This window comes from Acidithiobacillus acidisediminis (genome assembly GCF_023277115.1).
Classification (GTDB): Bacteria; Pseudomonadota; Gammaproteobacteria; order Acidithiobacillales; family Acidithiobacillaceae; genus Igneacidithiobacillus; species Igneacidithiobacillus acidisediminis.
The window spans coordinates 1827838-1844925 of record NZ_JALQCS010000001.1 but is presented as its reverse complement, the minus strand read 5'-3'; the positions used below and the strand labels follow the sequence as shown (position 1 = coordinate 1844925).

Sequence of the window (17088 nt, the reverse complement as noted above, 5' to 3'; positions counted from 1 at the left end):
TAATACCATGGAACACAGCAAAGTAGCCAAGACAATCGCCAGTACGTTTCTCGCCAGTTGCTTGGCCGGTGGCACCATAACCACATTGGCTAACGCCGACACCATGGTCCCGCCCATGGGCAAAACGCAGTCCGCAGCAAAATCCCAGGGAGGTATGATGCGCCATGGCTGCAGCGGTAAACGCAAAGCCTATGAGAACAAAGGGGGAATGATGCGTCATGGTTGTAGTGGCGTAAAAAAGAAATCCACCATGTAAGGTACTTTGCCGGATTCCGGTTCTCGCAGGAATCCGGCGACGAACTGGTTTAGAGTACCATGCACGCTTCCACAGGAATCGGGCTTCGGGCTCCTCACGTCGAGGGGATTCTGCTCACGCAGCCCGACGTTAGTGTCCTGGAGGTCTACAGCGAGGATTATCTGGGGGCCGATCGAACCTGGCTGGCAGAGCTGGAGGCGGTGCGCGCGCGTTATCCGATCACCCTGCACGGAGTAGGACTTTCCATCGGCTCCAGCGACCCATTGAATACGAGCTATCTAAAGAGACTACGTACTCTAATCCATCAGATAGATCCTCTTCGGGTCTCGGACCATCTTGCTTGGTCTTCACTGGATGGCCAGTATTTCAGTGATCAGTATCCCCTTCCTCGACAATCCGTTGTGTTGCGGCACCTGGTGTCTCGCATAGGAATGGTACAGGATTTTCTGCAATGTCCTTTGCTCCTGGAGAATATTGCTTATTATCTCCCGCCGAATGGACGAGACGACTACTCAGAGGCGGATTTTTTGCGGGAGTTGGTATCGCAGTCCGGCTGCCAACTACTGCTGGACGTCGAGAACCTGCGAATCAATTGTGACAACCATGGAGGGGATCCATGGGCTTTGCTGGGTGGTTTGCCCATACCAGCAGTTACCGAAATTCATGTTGCCGGCGGTGAGCAGGTGCAGGTGGATGGAACGGTTCTCTCCGTCGACACCCACAGTCGTGTCCCCGGAAAACAGGCCCGGACTCTCTTTGCATTCGCATGCGCGCGCTTTCCCGATGCCATTCGCATTCTGGAATGGGATGCCGACCTGCCCTCGTTGTCCGAGTTGGTAAGGACAGCACAATCTCTGGAATCCGCAGTATGAATGGTAATAGGGAAGCATTACTTCGCTGGCAGCGAGATTGGGCTAACCGAATTCTGCAGTCGGTAGACGATGAACCCTCTGCTCCGGCGTTGTCTTTCTACCGACAAAGTATGCAGAACCGATTGGCGGATTCCTTGGCCAACATTTACCCAGCGGTTGCCGACATGGCCGGCGTCGGCCCATTCAACCAGTTAGCAGACAGCTATCGAGGACTCTATTTACCCAGTGATCCGGACCTGATGCTCTACGGGGAGCACTTGGGTCCTTTTCTGATTTCTCGTGGGAAGAGTCTGCAACATCTTGGGGAGATTGCGCGTCTGGAATGGTTTCTTCATCGATGCAATCTGGAATGTTGCCACCCATTGGTTCCGCGAGAACGAGAACCCGCGCTGTTCCTGGGACGTGCATCTGGTCAAGCCATTTACCTGGATCGCCTCCCACGCCTGTTTCGCTCCCACTGGGTAACCTACGAAGAGGTGACTCGTTATCATGATCTCCCGGATTGGACTCAAGGAGATTTACACAGACATGCTTGGTTGGGTATCGGCATGATTCCCACAGATCAGGGACCAATCTATTGGATTTTGCCTGCCGGGTCCTATGTTTTTCTAAACCAGCTTTGTACCGGGAAATCACTCGAAGACGCTCTGCAGTGGGGACTCTATGCTGATCCCGGTGGACAGTACCAACAAATTCTCGAGTCTTGCCAACGTGCTGGACTCATTCGAGTCGGTTGATACCGAAACGCTCTGCCACGATCCGTAATCTTGGAGGACAAATGAACAAGGCCTGGTTTTTTAACATTTCCGGGTGGATATCAATTGTTTCTCTTGGTCTGACGTTCTTTCTGTCGTCATCAGCAATTGCAGCTACGCCTCAAAGCGCTTTTGACCACATCGAACACTCCTTCGATCTCCCGCCGAAAGCCCTGCCCATTCAGACTATCGTCCAAAAATTGCGCCATGCGGATACCTTTCTCGTGGGCAACCGTGGTCCAGAGCTGACCGCTTTCATGGATCCGAACTGCATCTGGTGTCACCGGTTCTACGAAAAGGCCATGCCCCTGGTACGCGCTGGGAAACTCCATCTGCGGGTGGCTCTCGTTGGCTTTCTGAAGCCCACCAGCGCTGCCAAAGCGGCAGCTATTTTAGCTGCCAAAAACCCAGCGCAGGCGCTAGCTTTCGATGAATCGCATTTCAACGTTATTACCGAGGAAGGGGGCATTCGTCCTGACTACCAAGCACCCTTGGCGATCCGTCGAGCGGTGTCGGACAACACACAGCTGCTTGCCGAAACCGGCGAGGAGGCGACCCCAACGCTGCTCTATTATACCAAGGCGAAACGATGGCACCTCCAACATGGGCTCGGGCTGCTCGGACTGCATAACATTCTGGCAACGATCGCATGAAGAAGCGCCTCCGCCTGCGATGGCGTTGGGGACTTGCTGTGGCATTGGGTGCTTGTTGGCCATTAGGGAGTCTCTGATTTAGCCATCTGATACAATGGGCTGACCGAGTAGCGAGGAGATGCTATCCATGTCCGGACAGATAACCTTTGCCGAGGAGCCCAGCCTGTCGCGACGCCGCAAGCAGACCAAGCGAGAACGCTTTCTGGCCGAGATGGATGCCGTGGTTCCCTGGGCCAGGCTTGTGGCCTTGATCGAGCCGCACTACCCCAAGGGGGGCAGCGGCCGCAAACCTATGCCTTTGGAGCGGATGCTGCGGATCCACTTTCTCCAGCAATGGTTCGGCTACTCCGATCCGGGGATGGAAGAGGCCCTGTACGAGGTTCCTCTGCTCCGTCAATTCGTCGGTATCGACTTGGGTCGGGACTTCGTTCCCGATGAGACCACGATCCTGAAGTTCCGCCGCTTACTGGAGCGCCATGCGCTTGCCCAGGCCATCTTTGCCGAGGTGCAGTCCGTGTTGCAGGAGAAAGGGCTCTTGCTGCAGGAAGGCAAGACCGTGGATGCCACCTTGATTCACGCCCCGAGCTCCACCAAGAACCGAGACCGCAAGCGGGATCCAGAGATGAGTTCCACCAAGAAAGGGAATCAGTGGTATTTCGGGATGAAGGCGCATGTGGCAACGGATCTCCAAGGTATCGTACAGGCGGTGGACTTCACGGCGGCCAAGGTACCGGATCATCAGCGGCTGGAGGGGCTCCTTACCGGAGAGGAGTCGGTGGTCCTCGCTGACCGGGGCTATGACTATCCCCAGGTGCATGACACGCTGGTGGCCCGAGGCATACGGAACGCGGTAGCGCGGCGACGCTATCCTGGGCAGAAAACCGGCTTGGCGGCCCTCAAGCGCTACAACCGCGCCATTGCCCGGATCCGTGCCCGGGGAGAACACGCCTTCCGGGTGCTGAAGTGCCAATTCGGTTATCAGCGAACCAGATATCGGGGTCTGGCCAAGAACGGTGCTCAACTGACCACGCTCTTTGCCTTGGCCAATCTGTACATGCTGAGGAGATATCTCCTGGCCGCGTAGGGAGTGGTGTGCCCAATATCCAATAATTCTCCAGAAAATGGGGGAATTTGACGGATAAGTGACCTGATAGCAACGTGCTTAGGTCAATACTGGGGACAAGGCGCACCTTTTTAGGCTAGGTCAGAGCTTCCTTAGCCTTCGCACCCTTTGATCTCTCCTTCCTGACCATTGTCCTCCTGCTGGCCCTATTTTGGCTCAGTGATGCGGTCACACCAAGCGCTGCCGCAACGATAGGATTCGCGTTTGGCTTCGGGGCCTTTGCAGCCGGGATCTATTGGTTAGCTATACCGCTTCATAATTATGCGCACATGAGTTGGTTGTTGTCTGCGGCCGCCGTTGCTCTGCTGGCACTCTACTGCGCTATTTATCCAGCCCTTTCCCTGTGGGTAGCCGCGAAGTGGTGGGCGCATAGCAGACTCTTCGCGCTTCCCTTTCTGTGGATAGGAGCGGAGTGGCTTCAAGCCCATCTCTTCACCGGGTTTCCCTGGCTTGCCACCGGATACAGTCAGACCTGGAGTCTCCTGGGGGGATGGGCTCCGCTCCTGGGCCAATACGGCGTGGGCCTGGCAACTGCCGGCGTGGCTGCTTTGCTTCTTTTCCTTATCCGCCATCGGGCTAACCGCAGGAAGGCCGTCGCCGCAATCGGTGGAATTGTCCTGCTCTATACCGGAGCGGCATTTAGTCAAGACATTCACTGGACTGCACGGATGCATAAGCAGCTTACGGTACGACTCATCCAGGGCGATGTTCCTGTAACAGAAAAATGGAATGTAGCAAAACTCAGCGCGGTGCTTGATACCTACGTCAAGCTCATTCTTGCCACGCCAAAAGGCACGAATCTGGTCGTCTTGCCGGAAACCGCCTTCCCAGTTTTTCAGACGCAGGTTCCTGGCTTGCTCCGCAATCTACAAAGATGGTCTGCAGAACATCACACAAACATCATTCTCGGAATTGTCGAGTACGCAAAACACCACTACTATAATGCGGCGTTGGATATCGATGGATTGGCTCCATGGCATTGGTACCGAAAACAACACCTGGTTCCCTTTGGCGAATACATTCCATTTCCGCAATTGCTTGCGCCTTTGGTGCACCATTTCTTGCCGGGATTGGGCAGCTTTACTCCAGGCGACGGGCCTTCCACGCTGAACGTTAAGGGCTTAAAAGCAGGAATGACGATATGTTACGAAGAGTCCTTTTCTCGGGACGTGCGCAAGGGGGTTACACAGGGAGCTTCTTTTCTGACGAACATCAGTGATTACTCCTGGTTCGGACATAGCACGGCATTACCGCAGAGTTTGCAAATGGCCGCCATGCAGGCACGCGAAGAGGAAAAACCCGATATTCGATCCACAAATACTGGGGTGACTGCGATTATTTCTCCTGGCGGAAAGATACAAGACAAACTTCCTGCATATTTTAGAGGGGCTTTAAGAGGGTGCGGAAAAAATCCGTAGAAACGCCGTGGCGCTATCCGATTTGATCAAAAATTGCCGAATAGGCAGCCCTATCAGTCCTGTTTTGTCCGCTGTTGCAGTCTTTTTTGGGCCATTTTCGGATTCCAGACGCAGTACCCCCATCAGGCCACCCCCAACCGCACCATGCGGACCAGGTTGTAGGCGACAGTGACCAAGGAAAAGTGCAGACCGACCCGTTCCAAGCCACGGAATCGGGTTTTCCGCATCCCTCCCACCGTCTTCATCCAATCGTAGATGGATTCTATCCGCCGCCGGACGTGGATGCTTATCGCGTAACCGGCGTGGCGGGTGGTGCGCCCGTCGATGGCCGAGCCTTTGCGCTTGCGCGCTACATGCGGGGTCACATTCCGGTCCCGGAGATCCTGAACAAAGCCGTGACGGTCATAGCCCTTGTCGGCACCGAGGGTGATGCGCTGGTTCCCGCCCAGATCATCCACCAATTGGGTAGCGGCATCCACTTCTGCCGTGCCATCGGCGGTGGTCACCTGTTCCCCGGCAATCAATCCATGCCGATTATCCATTAGCACATGACCCAGGTAGGCCAGACGGGACGCCTCTCCGGGAGCCTTCTTGTACAGCCGGGCATCGGGGTCCGTCACCGATGCGTGGGTCTCATTGCTGCGCTCCTGGCCCCGGAAGTCGGAGCCATCACCGCTACGATCTTCGGGATCCTTGGGCTGAAAGGATTTCTGCGAGGCCCAGGCCTCCAACAGCGTACCATCGACGGAGAAATGCTCTTCGGAGAGCAGATTCTGGCCGCGAGCCTGTTCCAGTACGGATCGGAAGCATTCCCGTACCGTCCCGTGATCCAGCAACCGATCGCGATTCTTAGTAAAGGAAGCTCTGACCTAGCCTAAAAAGGTGCGCCTTGTCCCCAGTATTGACCTAAGCACGTTGCTATCAGGTCACTTATCCGTCAAATTCCCCCATTTTCTGGAGAATTATTGGATATTGGGCACACCACTCCCTACGCGGCCAGGAGATATCTCCTCAGCATGTACAGATTGGCCAAGGCAAAGAGCGTGGTCAGTTGAGCACCGTTCTTGGCCAGACCCCGATATCTGGTTCGCTGATAACCGAATTGGCACTTCAGCACCCGGAAGGCGTGTTCTCCCCGGGCACGGATCCGGGCAATGGCGCGGTTGTAGCGCTTGAGGGCCGCCAAGCCGGTTTTCTGCCCAGGATAGCGTCGCCGCGCTACCGCGTTCCGTATGCCTCGGGCCACCAGCGTGTCATGCACCTGGGGATAGTCATAGCCCCGGTCAGCGAGGACCACCGACTCCTCTCCGGTAAGGAGCCCCTCCAGCCGCTGATGATCCGGTACCTTGGCCGCCGTGAAGTCCACCGCCTGTACGATACCTTGGAGATCCGTTGCCACATGCGCCTTCATCCCGAAATACCACTGATTCCCTTTCTTGGTGGAACTCATCTCTGGATCCCGCTTGCGGTCTCGGTTCTTGGTGGAGCTCGGGGCGTGAATCAAGGTGGCATCCACGGTCTTGCCTTCCTGCAGCAAGAGCCCTTTCTCCTGCAACACGGACTGCACCTCGGCAAAGATGGCCTGGGCAAGCGCATGGCGCTCCAGTAAGCGGCGGAACTTCAGGATCGTGGTCTCATCGGGAACGAAGTCCCGACCCAAGTCGATACCGACGAATTGACGGAGCAGAGGAACCTCGTACAGGGCCTCTTCCATCCCCGGATCGGAGTAGCCGAACCATTGCTGGAGAAAGTGGATCCGCAGCATCCGCTCCAAAGGCATAGGTTTGCGGCCGCTGCCCCCCTTGGGGTAGTGCGGCTCGATCAAGGCCACAAGCCTGGCCCAGGGAACCACGGCATCCATCTCGGCCAGAAAGCGTTCTCGCTTGGTCTGCTTGCGGCGTCGCGACAGGCTGGGCTCCTCGGCAAAGGTTATCTGTCCGGACATGGATAGCATCTCCTCGCTACTCGGTCAGCCCATTGTATCAGATGGCTAAATCAGAGACTCCTAAAGACCGTGGGCACCCAGACCTCGTCGTCCATTCCCAAACCGACAAACCAGCGGAACAGCAGGTTGTAGTTGAGTTGCTCCATCAGCTGCCGTTCCGAGCGGATGCTGTAAAACACCTGCAGCAGTAGCGCCCTCAGGAGAAACTCCGGGGGAATGGAGGGACGACCGTAGCTCGAGTACATCGTGCTGAAATGGCTATCCATCTCCGCCAGGGAGCGATCCACGATAGCCCGGATCGCTCTCAGCGGATGGTCCTGGGGCACCCGTTGCTCCGGGGAAACGTAGCTGAATAACCCTTGGGTCTCTACCTTGGCTCCACGCATCTTTCCACCCCCCGCTGCACCATTTTGCCCAGTATACCACCGACTTTTTCAGCAGCCTCTTAAATGGAAAAATATCTCCAAGGAAAGGAAAGACTCCTTTTGGAGACTACGGTGACTGGCCATTTTTAATTGGCAGTTTTCTTGTGCTCACAATTCTGCGGGTCGGATGGAAAGATCATCAATTACTGCATCTACGTAGAAAAGAGAGTAAGTAATATGCCACACGCGAAATACAATAGCTATTTGAAGTCTGTTTCTAACGACCGCTTACAGTCTCAAGCCGTCATGCCTCATGTGCAAGATATTCCCCAGGCGCTGATCTGGCAATCCTCGGAGGCGCGCGGCGCCGAACTTGTCTGGCAGACTGTTCCATTTAGCAAACCACGAATACTTGCCCTGGTCACTCGTCGTCATGGCCACCTGCAACGCGATCTATACGCTGGTTACCATTATCGCACCTACGGCGCCAGTGTACGCAATACAATGATCCAGCGGAAGCTGTGGGCCTCTCAGGATAAGCTCTGAGTCGGTGTCCCGCTGCGTCGCGCCTGGAGTTGCACGAGCACATCGAGGCGCAAGGGCTCGGGGCGGTGGTAGACAGGCTGCCGCTTGTCCACATACGGAATCTCTTGGGGCCACCCCGTCCAGGGGATTTTGTGGGTACGATTCCAGCAGCTTTTGCCCAAGGCAAGGAGCGCCCATTGTTGCCGCCGGATGCCGTGGAATCCGGGCATCCGGCGGATGGCCGCAATGAGCCGTTCCAGATCGTCCGTGCGTTCCGATCAGCGTGCAAAAGTGAACAGCTCAAATTTCGATGCCAATTGACACATGGGCCATGCGTCGGGGTCGGTGGGAGAACGATACGGCGATGGCTATTCCCTGGAAGTGCTGCCGACCAATATATCCAAGATTTAGCTTCCCCTTACCGTGTCGTGCCCGGAGCCCTATACCCCAGGATCAAAGCACGCCTCGGCGAAAGGCTAAGCGACATCGGGACAATTGAAGGGCACCTCGAATAACCTCAAATTACCGCATGGACATCGGTGCAACTCTCTGATTTAACGGCATCAGAATTTTGGCGAAACGGGTTTTCGAGGTGCCCTGAAGCATCAGGAAGGAGGATCCACCCGATCGGAACCCCCCGGATCCTCAGGATGCCTTCGCAGATAGAGCAGTACTGCTGCCAAGACTATTCCCAGCAAGCCGCCAACCCCGATCAGCCAGGGTGCCAGGCGGGTGATCCATACGTCGATAAACATTCCGCCACCTCCACCCGAGCAGTCTAGCGCAGCACGGCGGTGTGGCGGAAGTGCAGGGTCTCTCAGGGTCTTGCCCCTGACCCCGTCCGTCAACAACGAGGAAGAGGCAATGGCTCGACCGCGACCGTAGGTTTGAAGCCGGTGTCCTCAATGATGACCTGTTCATTTGCCTTGAGCTGTAGGCCCATGACCGCATTGCCAGTTGGCGCGCCTATCGTGCTGGTGCCCACCTCAGCGATTCCCTTGTTGTAACTGTTGACGTTGGGGAAATGCTCGTGGTGGACGAGAACCTCTGGTTTTTGTCCACAGGGATACCTCCGGAGCCATTCGCTGCTTCCGTACCTTGCCAAATGGACCGCTACCGCTGGAGGGGTGGGGTGACGAGGTGGCGTCTTGGTCCTTCGATTGGATCGCGTTGGTCACCTTTACTGGATTCGACAAATCGGTACCATTCTTAGGATGTGCTTTTCAATCGTTTCACTATGGCGCGCATAATGTCAAAATATTATTTGACAATCAATATATTAATAGTAATAATACCAATTAACTATCTTTTCAGATGTGATGCCTAATATGGGCGCGTCGGTAGACAGTCTTGCTCGTTTGTTGCGTTCCGGGTCCAAAAAGGGGCAGGACCTTCGCGATCGGTTGGGAGTGTCGCCCCCTACCTTATCTCGATTAATGGAGCGCTGCCAACGTGAGCGACCAGGGTTCCTGTGCAAAATCGGTGCTGCGCGGGCCACCCGTTATGCCTGGGCGAAAGCTGTTGACGGAGATCCGAGTCGCCCTTGGCGAATTTCGGTCTATCGCGTAGACGGTCAAGGCACGTTGTTGCCTTTCGGTGCCCTAACCGTTCTTGAGGCCGACGAGTACATCTTTACGCCAGGTCCCGGCGCGCAGTCTATGGCAGGGCGGCTCCCGAAGGGCTGGGTGCGAACCCATTATGAAGGCATTCCGTGGTTTCTGCAGGACCTTCGTTATCAAGGATATCTGGGTCGCGCCCTCGCGCAGCCATTATTCGCGCTAAGGGATTCCGCACTGGACGCCGAAGAGCTTTCAGAGCACGTACATGAATGGAGCGATCACCAAGTTCTTCGGTTGCTTTCCCGCGTGGGAGAGGATCTTCCAGGGAATTTTCTGATAGGCGTATCATCCGCTGTGCTATTTGGACGGCAAAAAGCAGAGACACAGGTGGTTGCCATCCCGGAACGTCCCGCGGTTTATGCGCAACGTGTTCACGATCTCGTGACTGGACAGTGGATACCCCGTTCCAGTGTAGGCGGAGAGCAGCCCAAGTTTACGGCGTGTGTCGCTGATGCGAGCGGATCCATCTGGCAGGTCATCGTCAAGTTCTCTCCTTCAGCCCAGGAAAAGAGCCCGGTGGCCCGACGGTGGTGCGATTTACTTCGAGCCGAGTTCCATGCGCTCTCCGTTTTGTCCAGGTTCGGGGTGCCCACAGCGGCAACGGATATTGTGCAGGGAACCGATGGTCGCTGGTTTTTGGAGAGCACCCGATTTGACCGGATTGGACTGTACGGACGTACTCCTGTTTTTTCTATGCGATTCATCCTGATGGAAGTCCTTGGCGACTTGCCGGGTTGGGCTACTGCCGCAAAAAAGTTGCATGAGCTCGGACTTATCGATCCGGATACCGAGAAGCGGATAAGACTTCTGGATGCGTATGGGCATTTCATTGGTAATACCGACCGTCACTCTGGGAACCTCTCTTTTATGCCAGGGCCAAGTGCTGGTTCCCGGACTTTCGTCGTGGCGCCCGTATACGACATGCTTCCCATGCAATATGCGCCCGCGGCGCAGGGATCGGTGGTGCCAGGCTTCAAGGATATATCGGCCTACGTGGAAGAGGATGCCCTAATATCGCTCGCCAAAGATCTGGCCCGATTGTTCTGGGGGGATGTCGCCAGGGATCCGCATATATCGCAGGACTTTCGAGAGATGGCTACGGCGCATATGGAAGCTCTCGCTCCGGACGCTTCAGAGTAAACTACGCTCGGCGGATGGCGGCAGTCAGCAGGCCGGTAACATCTTGCCTACCAATTGCTAAATTATCTCTTCAGGGGAACCAGTTGAGACAATACTGGTATGGCTAATTTCGTCCATAAAAACAATAGGATGAAGAGTATTTGGCGGCTCGGCATAGGGCTGAGTACGGCGGTATCATTGCTGTAGGGTAGGCGCAGGACGGCGAGAGGCCCTCCCGGCGAGCATCCCATGCCACGGTGGACGCCCCGTAGGCCACAGGGGACGGCTGGGTTTTACCGATCGCGCAAGTGTGACCGAGATCGAGCCCAGTGCCTCTGGAACGATGGCCAGAGGTGACCTAAGGAACCACTGAACTGGTAGTAAAATCGTCGTGATTTGGGGCGAGTTTGTCTCGCAAAATCGATTTGGCGACCAAAATTCTCATTTTTTCCTCCCCAGAGACAGCAAAGAGCGCATGGTGCCCACGGAAATCACCCGATTTTCGTCTTTGTGACGGATTACGCCCGTAACCAACAGAGCTCCTTACGAACCAGGTAGAGGTTCACCAGGGCAAACAAGGTGGTCAGTTGCGCACCGTTTTTGGCTAAGCCCCGATAGCGGGTCTTGCGGTAGCCAAACTGACACTTCAGGACGCGGAAGGCATGTTCACCCCGCGCACGGATGCTTGCTACACGGCGGTTGAAACGCTGGAGTGCCTGTAGCCCCGTCTTCTGGCCGGGAAAGCGACGTCGAGCCACGGCATCCTGAATCCCCTGCTTGTGCAAAAATTCATGGACCTGCGGGTAATCGTAGCCACGATCGGCGAGCACCGTCTTCTCGTCTCCGGTCAGCAGCTCTTCCAGCACCCGATGGTCCGGAACATGGGCCGCGGTGAACTCGACGGCCTGAACCAGGCCTTGCGTGTCCGTCGCGACATGGGCCTTCATGCCGAAATACCATTGGTTCCCCTTCTTGGTTTGATGCATTTCGGGGTCCCGTTTGCGGTCTCGATTCTTGGTCGAGCTGGGGGCGTGAATCAAGGTGGCATCCACCATCTTGCCTTCCTGCAGAATCAAGTGGGAGGCTTCCAGCAGCTCCTGTACTTGGGCAAATATCTGTTGCGCCAAACCGTGCTGCTCCAGCAGGCGACGAAAGCGCAGGATCGTGGACTCGTCGGGGATCAGGTCACGGCCCAAGTCGATACCGGCAAAGGCCCGTAGCAAGGGAATTTCATAGAGGGCCTCTTCCATGCCTGGGTCCGAGTAGGCATACCATTGCTGCAGAAAGTGAATACGTAGCATTTGCTCTATCGGCATGGGCTTGCGACCGCCACGCGGTCCAGCTTTGGGGTAGTAGGGAGCGATGCACTCAATCAACGGCTGCCAAGGCACCACCTGGTCCATCTCCCGAAGGAAACGCTCCCGCTTGGTCTCCTTGTGTCGGCGCGACAGCCCCATTGTCTCCGCAAATGTCATCTGACCTGCCATGATCGCTTCCTGCCTTGTGCGCACCCCCTCATTCTACCAGCTCAGGCTGTGCAGAGCTTCCCTAAATGTCAACGTGCAACTCCAACAAAAATCCCCGGAATGCAACTTTCCGGGGAAGAAATAACGTGAGGAACGTTTACTCTTGGTGTGTGCTTTCTTCTGTCGGCTGACGCACCGGCTCCTCAATCTCCTCGACCAACCAGCCGCGTTCACCGCTGGTGCGTGCCGTCAACCGGATCGATAACCTCACCACGCCTGAATCCTGGATTTCCGTGCCCGTTGCAGCGGCAGCCAAAGCGCCTGGACAGAGGCTAATCCGAAAGAGAGTTGTGTACCGATTCGTCTTCCCGATCGCGATGATCTTGGGAAAGACTCCAAGCAACATCGCCCGTAACCGTTCGGGAGGCAGCCCGGCATCGAACACCGAAGCCACCGCTTTTGCGGGATCGAATCGCAGTTGCTTGGCAAGGGTTTTCTTGTCGACTTGCCCAATCGCCGACTTCAGCCGGTGATATCGTGTTTCCAGGGTTTTCCAGGCCGCATGGAGCGTAACAACTGTTTTGCTGAGATGATCTTCCTCTCCTATCTTGCTGAGCAATTCCACCGCGCGCGTGTACTTTTTTTCTGCCTGCTTGCATTCTTCCTGTAATGCAAGTAATTCCGATTGCCTATCGCCGGTAAGCTTGGCACGCAGTCGCGCGGTAAACTCCTCGCGAATAGCGGGATTATCAACGATTCTCTGCAGGCAAAAACGGAGCATGGTTTCTACCCCAGCTTTTGCGGTATTGACCGGAACCCGGACTGCCGATGCTGCGCCCACGCTTTTTCTTTGCCGGCAACTCGCACAGTAGAAAGATTGAACAAGTTTCTGCTCTTTGCCGGCACTGCTCAGCGATAACTTCGTGCCACAGGTACCGCACTCGATAAGTCCGGCTAACGCATTTTTACCTCCTCCATAACTCGCGCGTGCGCCTTTCTTACTGTTGCACGCGATCCAGAGTTCGTCATCAATGATGCGGAGATGGGGTCTATCGTAGCGAGTGGTTCTGCCTTTCTCGGTCTTTCCCGTAGTGTTGTCAGAGAGTTCTAAATCGTTGGTCACAAGTACCCCACAAAAGGTCTCATTCGCGATAAGTCTGCGAATCGTCCCAGGTCGCCAGAATGCCACTCCTTGCGGCGTTCTGGGATCGCGAGGGGGGTTCACGCCGGCGGAGTTGAGATGCTGGCAGATTTGATTGAAACTTTTTCCTGCCTTACGCATCTCGAACATCTGAACAATGATCTTCGCTTCCTCCGGATTGATCATCCATCGCATGCCGACGCGTTCTTCTCCTGGGGTCACAGGATTTCCCGAGACGCCAACGGATACAGCATCGTAACCGTATGGCGGATAGCCGACTTCATAGCCGCGCTGCAATTGGCCGACCATGCCTCTTCGAACGCGAAAGGCCGTGGACTGGAGGGATTTTTCCGCAAAAATCGCTCCAATCTGCAGCAACTCAAGCCAGTTTGCTGTTTGTGAATCGCGCCCATCGGCCGTGATAAGACGGACATTGGTCTGCATGATACGATCGGTTACCTTGATCGTTTCTTTTAGGCTGCGACTGATGCGGCTGATTTCGTCCAGGATGATGCAGTCAAATTTGCCGGATTCCCAGGCATCAATGAGCGCTTTATAACCCTCCCGTTTTGTTGTGGCTTTCTCACTCCCAGAAATCGCCGAATCGGAGAAAATGAGATGATTAGGAACGGTATAGCCGTTCCGTTCAGCGACAGCCTTGCAACGTCGAACTTGGTCCTCGATCGAGGTCTCGCGCTGATTATCGGTACTGAATCGTGCGTAGATGGCTGCTGTTGGCATGAAGCCTCCTTGTAGTTGATGTTAGGGTCGGATGTGCAGCGGTATGAGAGGCTGCAAACAGTATAGGAACACCCTGTGCAACTAGGTGATGTTTTCCAGGTTTCGGATGAAGGGAACACCGGTTCTTTGTGGGCCTGGATAATATAGCGACAGGTATCGCACGGAGATTTTGGATAGGGGCGTAGACTGCGAATCGGGTGACTATACTAGGTACGCAACGAAGCCTCGAAATCAGCGCGTGGCGTGAAAGGTCAAACGGAAAAGGAGCACATATGGAAAATCGGTCTGTTGTGGAAGTGCAAACGATTCGGAATCTGCGCTGGACTTGTGCGGGTACGGATAGGAAGTCCCCATTGAGTTTGAAAGCGCTGTTCGATAGCTTGTCGCAAGGGCAGGGCAAACAGCTGCGAACATGGGTGACTATGGTGGCCCAGCAGCGAAATCAGAAGGTAAAAAACGTACGCAAGCTATTGCGTATCCGCAAGGCGGACTACCAAGTCCTGATGCGCGGAGGCTATCGGGTTCGGCGCTTGCCTGTCAGTGTTTTTGCAAAGATTGCAGACTGGCTCGGTATTTCGATCATAGCTGCGCTATCGGCGGCCGGAATAGCTAATATCGACGAACGACGCGAGGCGGTCAGCCGAGGCATGGTGATCGATCTGGCGCTCGATACGATTGCACGTGATACTGTCTGGGGGGAGATGCTTCCCGTCTCAGCGTATCTCGCGGAGGAACGTGTCAAAGAGACGATCGCCCGGTTATATCAGGCGCTCACGGGTAGCCATATGATCCCCGATCCCCAAGATTGGGATCAGATACTAGATGAGGTCGTTGTTATGCTGTGCAACCAAAGGAGAGATGTCAAGTAAACATTTACGGGCTACCTTTTGGTAGCCCTTTCTGTGCATAAAAAGGCCCCAATGTATTGGGGCTGAAAGGCGGATAGAGATCCTAGGTTGTGGCCTTTGGGGGGATAGAGGGTGTGACTGTCCAAACCCCTGGTTGTCTTTTTGATGCCAATACTGAATAAGTGGTAGTGATCGGATGTGCGACCACGGTCGCGGTTCCAGATGCTGCTGCAACGGCCTGACCTAAGTCTATTTGTACCTTAAATACTGCGGCCTTATCCGAACGTCGTCCCATCAGTCGGATCGACGGAAATATCGCCTTTAAAATGGGGTACAAGCGATCTTCGTAGACTTTTGAATCTTCCATAAGCGTATCGATCAGATCGCTTGGCGTGATGGAAAGTTGGTGCTGTATGCTCTCTTCGTCGAGGCTCCGCAACTGGTTCTCCAAAAGTTCCTTTTCGGTTTTTAGCGCTTGCCGTCGTAGGCCCAGTAACGCGACCTGGGATTCGAGTGTATCGTTCCCAGCGATGTACTGATCCAGAGTGTTCTGATAGTCCTTGGATAAAGTCCGCAGTTTCTTTCGCACTTGACTGAGTCGGTCACGCGATGTATTGGTGAGCTTGCAGTTGAGGGCGTTCTGGTATGCAGAGAATACTTCGGGGTTACTTATCGTGAATAGGAGAACCTGTCGTATCAATGCCTTTACTGCGTTGAGGGACACGCTGGTTGTCTGGGTGTGTTTGTCGCCAGATACTTTCCTACGTACCGAGCATGCGGAGCAGAACAGGCTTCGACAGTTGTGTGACGCGGATGTCATGCTCAAATACCGGCCACACAACCCGCAGGTGACCAAGCGGGACAAAAAATGGGAGTTTCTTTTTTTTGTCCGTGGTCTGGAGGAGGTAGGATTGCACTTGGCCCAGACCTCGTCCGAAACCAGACGCAGAGACGGGCGGTGGTATTCGATCGGTTCCTCTGCCCGCGATTTGTGGGTGGCGCGATACGATTCGCTTCCGTGGAGTACAAGAACGCCTCGATAAATGGGATTTGTGATGAGTCGATGTACGGTGGTCGGTAGCCACACCGATTGTCCTTTTTTACCTGCACGTGGCAGCAGAATCTTTTTGTCGTTCAATTCCCGGGCAATTTCTCCGAGCGCTACTCCACTGGCTCTCTGCTCGTAAATCTGACGGACTATAGTTGCTTGTGCTTCGTTGACTTTCCAGATCGTGCCGGTCGCTTCCTCTTCATTGACTGCCGGCAAACCGGCAGCATTAACCCGAATACGAGTGTAACCAAAAGCCGGTGGAGCGATCATATATCCTCTTTCCAGCTGTCCCCGTAGGCCGCGTTTCGTCTGGTACCGGATATTATCCAGTTCGGACTTCCCCATGATTCCTGCCAGGGCCAAACGCATTTGCCAGTCCGGCTCAAGGGAGTCGATCCCATCGGAAGACAACAGCAGGATATTGTGTTTTTCAATCCGTTCGGTGATCCGGATGATCTCTGATGGATCGCGACTGAGACGAGAGATTTCGTCGACAACAAGGCAATTCACTTGTTGGTTTTCTATCGCGTTTAGCAGGTCAGCATAGCCCGAACGAGCGGGTTGTGCGTTCGCTGAGCCGCTGATCGCCGCGTCCTGGAATATGATTTCCCGGGTAGCGGTTATCTTCTTGTGCGCGATGGTGTTTCGGCATCGGCGGATCTGGTCGGCGATGGATGTTTCCGACTGGTCGGCGGTTGAATATCGGGCGTATATTCCGATGAGCATGGGTTCCCCCCTTCTGGGTTGGTGTGGTTGATGATGGATAGCGCTACGTCGGCCAAGAGGTCGGCCAGGTCATACAGTTCCTGTTTCATGGGTTTGTCCTATAAGGGAGTACAACTGATTGATTGTCCCGTAGTTCGTGCGGTTTTCGGTTTGCCCTGCACAGAATATAGCAACCGTTCTCGCACTTCGGCACCTGGGGGGGGATCCGCGCGGGTTTTGATGGGGGAGAGCAAGCTGGGGGTGTGGAGCGGGTGAATCAACTCCATAATTGTGGCGGTAAAAAGCAAAAAGCAATATAATGATTCGGTGTGGGTCTCAGAAACTGTCCGCCATGACGTCTGAATGTCAGGACCCACTCCGTCCGATCATCCTCGGAGATCAAACAGATGTTACGCCTAGCTGCTAATCGGGAGCGCCGTTCGGTGGTGGTGATGATCGAAATCTTGGTGCTGGGGTACGCCAGCA

The 17088-nt window shown here is 55.0% G+C and carries 13 protein-coding genes and 3 pseudogenes; 9 read left to right on the top strand and 7 right to left on the bottom strand.

Features of this window, described 5'->3' with window-relative positions; genetic code table 11:
- Positions 1-7: 7 nt before the first annotated feature.
- From M5D89_RS09285 to lnt, 6 genes and pseudogenes are all read left to right on the top strand, one after another.
- Complete coding sequence (locus M5D89_RS09285; RefSeq protein ID WP_248885531.1) at positions 8-256, top strand: hypothetical protein; 249 nt, start codon at positions 8-10, stop codon at positions 254-256.
- Positions 257-315: 59 nt separating this feature from the next.
- The gene (locus tag M5D89_RS09280) at positions 316-1128 is read left to right on the top strand and encodes an MbnB/TglH/ChrH family RiPP precursor modification enzyme (protein WP_248885530.1); all 813 of its coding nucleotides are present in this window, start codon (positions 316-318) and stop codon (positions 1126-1128) included.
- Positions 1125-1865, top strand: coding sequence for an HvfC/BufC family peptide modification chaperone (locus M5D89_RS09275; protein WP_248885529.1), 741 nt, complete (start codon positions 1125-1127; stop codon positions 1863-1865). The genes M5D89_RS09280 and M5D89_RS09275 overlap by 4 nt, the downstream gene beginning before the upstream one ends.
- A 41-nt stretch (positions 1866-1906) precedes the next feature.
- Positions 1907-2536: a thioredoxin fold domain-containing protein gene (locus M5D89_RS09270; protein ID WP_248885528.1), complete on the top strand. Its 630-nt coding sequence runs from the start codon at positions 1907-1909 to the stop codon at positions 2534-2536.
- A gap of 127 nt (positions 2537-2663) precedes the next feature.
- Complete coding sequence (locus M5D89_RS09265; RefSeq protein ID WP_004871535.1) at positions 2664-3620, top strand: IS5 family transposase; 957 nt, start codon at positions 2664-2666, stop codon at positions 3618-3620.
- 137 nt (positions 3621-3757) lie between these two features.
- Positions 3758-5077: pseudogene (lnt, locus tag M5D89_RS09260) on the top strand (apolipoprotein N-acyltransferase); the annotation flags it as partial.
- Positions 5078-5199: 122 nt separating this feature from the next.
- Here lnt and M5D89_RS09255 read toward each other — a convergent pair.
- The 3 genes and pseudogenes from M5D89_RS09255 to M5D89_RS09245 all read right to left on the bottom strand — a co-directional run.
- A pseudogene (locus tag M5D89_RS09255) lies at positions 5200-5934 on the bottom strand (IS5 family transposase); the annotation flags it as partial.
- A gap of 131 nt (positions 5935-6065) precedes the next feature.
- Positions 6066-7022: an IS5 family transposase gene (locus M5D89_RS09250; RefSeq protein WP_004871535.1), complete on the bottom strand. Its 957-nt coding sequence runs from the start codon at positions 7020-7022 to the stop codon at positions 6066-6068.
- Positions 7023-7084: 62 nt separating this feature from the next.
- A pseudogene (locus M5D89_RS09245) lies at positions 7085-7408 on the bottom strand (transposase); the annotation flags it as partial.
- 216 nt (positions 7409-7624) lie between these two features.
- Here M5D89_RS09245 and M5D89_RS09240 point away from each other — a divergent pair.
- Positions 7625-7933, top strand: a complete 309-nt coding sequence (locus M5D89_RS09240; protein ID WP_248885527.1) for a hypothetical protein — start codon at positions 7625-7627, stop codon at positions 7931-7933.
- Positions 7934-8517: 584 nt separating this feature from the next.
- On the opposite strand, the gene M5D89_RS09235 is transcribed toward M5D89_RS09240, so the two are convergent.
- Positions 8518-8667 (bottom strand): hypothetical protein, encoded by a 150-nt coding sequence (locus M5D89_RS09235; protein ID WP_248885526.1) that lies wholly within the window; start codon positions 8665-8667, stop codon positions 8518-8520.
- 564 nt (positions 8668-9231) lie between these two features.
- On the opposite strand from M5D89_RS09235, the gene M5D89_RS09230 reads away from it, so the two are divergent.
- Entirely contained in the window at positions 9232-10671 is a 1440-nt protein-coding gene (locus M5D89_RS09230) for a HipA domain-containing protein (RefSeq protein WP_488796114.1), read from the top strand.
- Between the two features lie 497 nt (positions 10672-11168).
- Here M5D89_RS09230 and M5D89_RS09225 read toward each other — a convergent pair whose 3' ends face one another.
- Both M5D89_RS09225 and M5D89_RS09220 read right to left on the bottom strand, forming a co-directional pair.
- Positions 11169-12137, bottom strand: coding sequence for an IS5 family transposase (locus M5D89_RS09225; protein WP_248885524.1), 969 nt, complete (start codon positions 12135-12137; stop codon positions 11169-11171).
- A 136-nt stretch (positions 12138-12273) separates the two neighbouring features.
- Positions 12274-13998, bottom strand: coding sequence for a recombinase family protein (locus M5D89_RS09220; RefSeq protein WP_248885523.1), 1725 nt, complete (start codon positions 13996-13998; stop codon positions 12274-12276).
- Positions 13999-14351: 353 nt separating this feature from the next.
- On the opposite strand from M5D89_RS09220, the gene M5D89_RS09215 reads away from it, so the two are divergent.
- Positions 14352-14867 (top strand): hypothetical protein, encoded by a 516-nt coding sequence (locus M5D89_RS09215; protein WP_248885522.1) that lies wholly within the window; start codon positions 14352-14354, stop codon positions 14865-14867.
- An 82-nt stretch (positions 14868-14949) separates the two neighbouring features.
- On the opposite strand, the gene M5D89_RS09210 is transcribed toward M5D89_RS09215, so the two are convergent.
- The gene (locus M5D89_RS09210) at positions 14950-16623 is read right to left on the bottom strand and encodes a recombinase family protein (protein WP_248885521.1); all 1674 of its coding nucleotides are present in this window, start codon (positions 16621-16623) and stop codon (positions 14950-14952) included.
- Between the last annotated feature and the right edge of the window lie 465 nt (positions 16624-17088).

Bases quoted from the DNA above. Each gene is read 5' to 3' on its own strand.
- M5D89_RS09240 (WP_248885527.1), top strand. From the start codon at position 7,625: ATGCCACACGCGAAATACAATAGCTATTTGAAGTCTGTTTCTAACGAC.
- M5D89_RS09275 (WP_248885529.1), top strand. From the start codon at position 1,125: ATGAATGGTAATAGGGAAGCATTACTTCGCTGGCAGCGAGATTGGGCT.
- M5D89_RS09235 (WP_248885526.1), bottom strand. From the start codon at position 8,667: ATGTTTATCGACGTATGGATCACCCGCCTGGCACCCTGGCTGATCGGG.
- M5D89_RS09280 (WP_248885530.1), top strand. From the start codon at position 316: ATGCACGCTTCCACAGGAATCGGGCTTCGGGCTCCTCACGTCGAGGGG.
- M5D89_RS09220 (WP_248885523.1), bottom strand. From the start codon at position 13,998: ATGCCAACAGCAGCCATCTACGCACGATTCAGTACCGATAATCAGCGC.
- M5D89_RS09250 (WP_004871535.1), bottom strand. From the start codon at position 7,022: ATGTCCGGACAGATAACCTTTGCCGAGGAGCCCAGCCTGTCGCGACGC.
- M5D89_RS09225 (WP_248885524.1), bottom strand. From the start codon at position 12,137: ATGGCAGGTCAGATGACATTTGCGGAGACAATGGGGCTGTCGCGCCGA.
- M5D89_RS09230 (WP_488796114.1), top strand. From the start codon at position 9,232: ATGCCTAATATGGGCGCGTCGGTAGACAGTCTTGCTCGTTTGTTGCGT.
- M5D89_RS09270 (WP_248885528.1), top strand. From the start codon at position 1,907: ATGAACAAGGCCTGGTTTTTTAACATTTCCGGGTGGATATCAATTGTT.
- M5D89_RS09265 (WP_004871535.1), top strand. From the start codon at position 2,664: ATGTCCGGACAGATAACCTTTGCCGAGGAGCCCAGCCTGTCGCGACGC.
- M5D89_RS09210 (WP_248885521.1), bottom strand. From the start codon at position 16,623: ATGCTCATCGGAATATACGCCCGATATTCAACCGCCGACCAGTCGGAA.
- M5D89_RS09285 (WP_248885531.1), top strand. From the start codon at position 8: ATGGAACACAGCAAAGTAGCCAAGACAATCGCCAGTACGTTTCTCGCC.